The sequence below is a fragment of the Pseudomonas sp. EGD-AK9 genome (assembly GCF_000465935.2).
Taxonomy (GTDB): Bacteria; Pseudomonadota; Gammaproteobacteria; order Pseudomonadales; family Pseudomonadaceae; genus Aquipseudomonas.
The window spans coordinates 1-4227 of sequence record NZ_AVOF01000279.1; the positions used below are offsets into that span (position 1 = coordinate 1).

At 68.1% G+C, this 4227-nt stretch carries 6 protein-coding genes; all 6 read right to left on the reverse strand.

Features of this window, described 5'->3' with window-relative positions:
- On the reverse strand, window positions 1-327 hold a 327-nt coding region (locus tag N878_RS13780; protein WP_177342900.1), incomplete at its 3' end, for a rod-binding protein.
- A gap of 3 nt (window positions 328-330) precedes the next feature.
- A complete protein-coding gene (locus N878_RS13785; protein ID WP_021444227.1) occupies window positions 331-1425 on the reverse strand; it encodes a flagellar basal body P-ring protein FlgI in 1095 nt (364 codons plus the stop codon).
- A 9-nt stretch (window positions 1426-1434) separates the two neighbouring features.
- The gene (gene flgH, locus N878_RS13790) at window positions 1435-2097 is read right to left on the reverse strand and encodes a flagellar basal body L-ring protein FlgH (protein WP_031303166.1); all 663 of its coding nucleotides are present in this window, start codon (window positions 2095-2097) and stop codon (window positions 1435-1437) included.
- 5 nt (window positions 2098-2102) lie between these two features.
- Window positions 2103-2888, reverse strand: a complete 786-nt coding sequence (gene flgG / locus N878_RS13795; protein ID WP_021444229.1) for a flagellar basal-body rod protein FlgG — start codon at window positions 2886-2888, stop codon at window positions 2103-2105.
- Between the two features lie 78 nt (window positions 2889-2966).
- Window positions 2967-3698, reverse strand: coding sequence for a flagellar basal body rod protein FlgF (locus N878_RS13800; protein WP_021444230.1), 732 nt, complete (start codon window positions 3696-3698; stop codon window positions 2967-2969).
- A gap of 9 nt (window positions 3699-3707) precedes the next feature.
- Window positions 3708-4227 (reverse strand): flagellar hook-basal body complex protein (locus N878_RS13805; protein ID WP_021444231.1); only part of this gene is annotated, 520 nt, incomplete at its 5' end.

The window sequence follows — 4227 nt, forward strand, 5'->3', positions numbered from 1 at the left end:
GGCGGCGTCCAGGTCCGGCGCGCTGCCGGCGGCGCCGGACAGCTGCTTGACCAGCATATCGGCGATGCCGGTCTGCTTGCGCCCGGCCAGGGTCTCGGCCAGCACCTCGTCGTAGAAGTCGCGCATGGTGTCCAGCTCGCGGCTGCGCATCGGGTTGCCCTCGGCCAGCACGTCGCTGGCCTTGCGCATCTGCTTGAGGATCTGCTGCAGGAACAGCGCCTCGAACTGCTCGGCGGCGACCTGCAGCTGCTGCTCGCGGGCGGTGCCGATGCCGTCGGCGCTGCCGCGGTGGCTGTTCATGTGTTGGGCGAGGGAAACGATGCTCATGGCTCAGATCACGATCAGTTCGGCATTGAGGGCACCGGCCTGTTCCAGCGCCTGGAGGATGCTCATCACATCGTCCGGGGTGGCGCCGAGGCTGTTCACGGTGTTGATGATGCTGTCCAGGCTGGCGCCTTCGGGCCACTTGAACATGGCGTTCTGGTCCTGGCTGACCTCGATGTCGGAGCGCGGCACCACCGCGGTCTGGCCGCCGGAGAAGGCATTGGGCTGGCTGACTTGGGGGTTCTCGCTGATGGTCACGGTCAGGGTGCCGTGGGCCACCGCGGCGGCCTTGACGCGCACGCCCTGGCCGACCACCACGGTGCCGGTGCGGCTGTTGAACACCACCTTGGGTCGCTCGCGGCCTTCCTCCACCTCGAGGCCCTCGAGCATGGCCATGAAGCCGATGCGCTGAGTGCTGGTGAGCGGCGCGCGAATGGCAATCTTGGTGGCGTTGAGGGCGCTGGCGGTGCCGCTGCCGAAACGGCCGTTGACCGCCTCGACCACCTTGGCGGCGGTCTGGAAGCTGGGCTGGCGCAGGTTGAGCATGACCTCGTCGCGTTCGCTGAAATCGCTGGGGATCGTCCGTTCCACCGTGGCACCGTTGGGCACCCGGCCGCTATTGGCCGAGTTGATCGCCACGCTGGAGCCGCTCTGGCCGCTGGCGTTGAGCCCGCCGACCACCAGCGCGCCCTGGGCCAGGGCGTAGATCTCGCCGTCGACGCCGTGCAGCGGGGTCATCAGCAGCTGGCCGCCGCGCAGGCTCTTGGCGTCGCCCAGCGAGGCGACGGTGACGTCCACCGTCTGCCCCGGGCTGTAGGACGGCGGGATCTCGGCGGTGACGGTGACCGCGGCGACGTTCTTCAGCTTGGGATCGACGTTCGGCGGCAGGTTGATGCCGAACTGCTTGATCATGTTGGCCACCGACTGGCTGGTGAACTTGACCTGGTTCTTGTCGCCGGTGCCGTCGAGGCCGACCACCAGGCCGTAGCCGATCAGCTGGTTGCCGCGGATGCCCTCGACGTCTACCAGGTCCATCAGCGGCACGGCATGGGTCGACAGCGGCCAGGTCAAAAGCAGGGCGACGAGTAAGCGTTTGAGCATGACCAGGCCTCAGAGCGGGAACAGCGGATGGGTGAAGAAGCGCGTCAGCCAGCCCGCCGAGTTGCTGTCGTTGAGCGCGCCGCGGCCGGCGTAGGAGATGCGTGCGTTGGCCACGTTCTGCGAGGACACCTGGTTGCTGCGGTTGATGTCGTCCATGCGCACCAGACCGACCAGGCGGATGTACTCGTCGCCCTGGTTCAGGCGCAGGGCCTTCTCGCCCTTGATCAGCAGGGTGCCGTTGGGCAGCACCTGGTGCACGGTGACCGCGATGGAGCCGCGCAGGGTGTTCTGCTGCGAGCTCTTGGCCGAGCCGGCGAAATCGCGCTCGGCCTCGGCCGCGCTTTCCAGCTGGTCGTACTGCTTGCCGAGCACGGTGGGAATGCCCACCGAGAGGCTGGAGTTCTTGCCGAAGCTGGTGCCGGCGCTCTTGCTCGACTGGGTGGATTCGTCGAGCACCACGGTGAGGATGTCGCCGACCCGCACCGCGCGCTTGTCGCCGGTCAGCGAGCCGCTGTAGCCGCTGCGAAACAGCCCGCCGCTGGTGGCGGGCGGCTGGCTGTAATCCAGCTGCAGCGGCTCGTAGTGGCTGGAGTCCTCGTCCGGCAGCATTTCCTCGAAGCTGGCGCAGCCGCCGAGGGCGAGGAGCAGACCGAGGGCAATCAGGCGTTTCATGGCGATCACACGGTCTGGTTGAGGAACTGCTGCATGCCGGAGGCGGCGTCCAGCACCTTGGCGTTGGCCTCGTAGGCACGCTGGATGGCGATCATGTTGACCATGGCCTCGACCACCTGCACGTTGGAGCCCTCCAGCACGCCCTGCTTGAGGTTGCCCAGGCCCTCCTCGCCCGGCACGCCTTCCACCGGCTCGCCGCTGGCCACGGTCTCGCGGTAGAGGTTGCCGCCCAGGGCTTCGAGACCGGCCGGGTTGGTGAAGTTGGCCAGGGTGATCTGGCCCAGCTCCACCGGCTGGGTGTCGCCCGGCAGCACCGCGGTGACGATGCCGTCGCTGCCCACGGTGAAGCGGCTGCTGCCGGCCGGCACTTCGATACCCGGCACCAGCGGCAGGCCCTGGGCATTGACCATCACGCCCTCGGCGTTGAGCTGGAACTGGCCGCTCTCGGTGTAGTAGATCTCGCCGGCCGGCGATTCCACCTGGAAGAAGCCGCTGCCGATGATCGCCAGGTCCATCGGCTGGCCGGTGGTCTGGATGCTGCCTTCGGTGAACACCTTCTGCGTGCCGGCGACCCGCACGCCGCTGCCCAGCTGGATGCCCGAGGGCACGGTATTGACCTGATCGGCCTGGGCGCCGGGCTGCAGTTCGATGGCGTAGAACAGGTCCTCGAACACCACGCGGTCGCTCTTGAAGCCGGTGGTGTTGACGTTGGCCAGGTTGTTGGCCACCGCGCCCATGGCCTTGTCCTGGGCGGCCAGGCCGGTCTTGCTGACCCAAAGTGCGGAACTCATGTGCTTTACCTCATCTGTCAGTAGCCCGGATGCAATCCGGGAGCGATTTCCCCGGATGGCATCCGGGCTACGTAGTCATCAACTGCCGCGGATCATGCGGTTGCCGGCCTCGGACAGGTCCTCGGCGGCTTTCATCATCTTCACCTGGGTCTCGAACAGGCGGTTCAGGCTCATGGTCGCCACCAGCTGGTCGATGGCGGCGACGTTGCTCGCCTCCAGGTAACCCGAGGCCAGCCGCGGCGCTTCCAGGTCCTCGGCCGGCTCGCCGTCGCTGCGTGCCAGCAGGCCGCTGGCGTCCTTGACCAGGTCGCCCGCGGCGACCTCGACCACACGGATGCGGTCGACCTCGGCGCTGAGGAAATCGCCGCGCGGGATCACCGAGACGGTGCCGTCGCGGCCGATGCTCAGGCTGTCGTACTCGGGCAGCACGATGGGCCCGCCCTCGCCGAGCACGGCGCGGCCGTTCAGGGTCAGGCGCAGCTCGGCGTCGACCTGCAGCGCGCCGTTGCGGGTGTAGCGCTCGGCGCCGTTCTCGCCCTCGACGACGAACAGCCCCGGGCCCTGGATCGCCACGTCCAGATCGCGACCGGTGGCCATCAGCGCGCCGGGGGTGAGGCTCACGCCGTTGTTCTTCACCTGCGCCAGGTGCCGGCTGTCGTAGCCGTAGCCCTCCACGGCCACGGCCTGGGCCTGTTCCAGGTCGGCGCGAAAGCCGGGCGTGTTGACGTTGGCCAGGTTGTTGGCGCGCACCGTGAGCGAACTCATGGTGCGGCTGGCGGCGGTCATTGCGGTGTAACCGAGACGGTCCATGGGTCAGCCTCAGATCGCGCCGAACAGCACTTGGGTGAGTTCCTTGTTGGTGGTCAGCACCTTGGTGTTGGCCTGGTAGTTGCGCTGGCCCTCCATCAGGCCGACCAGCTGCTGGGTCAGGTCGACGTTGGAGTTCTCCAGCGAACCGGCCACCAGTTCGCCGAACGGGCCGACGCCGGGCACGCCGATCAGCGCCGCGCCGGACTCGGCGCTCTCCACCCAGGCGGTGCCGCTGACGTTCTTCAGGCCGCCGGCATTGGCGAAGGTCGCCAGCGCCACCTGGCCCTGCAGCATGCGCTGGCCGTTGCTGTAGTTGGCGTAGACCATGCCGTCCTTCTCCACCGACAGGCCGGTCTGCTCGCCCGCCGCATAGCCGCTGGCGCGGTTGCTGGTGACCACGAAGTCGGAGCCGTACTGGCTGGAGTTGCTGTAGTCGATGGCGATGTTCATCGGATCGACGCCCGCCAGCGGGAAGCCGACGGCCACCGGGCCGACCGGCGCGGTGAGGCTGCCGTTGGTGCCGAAGGTC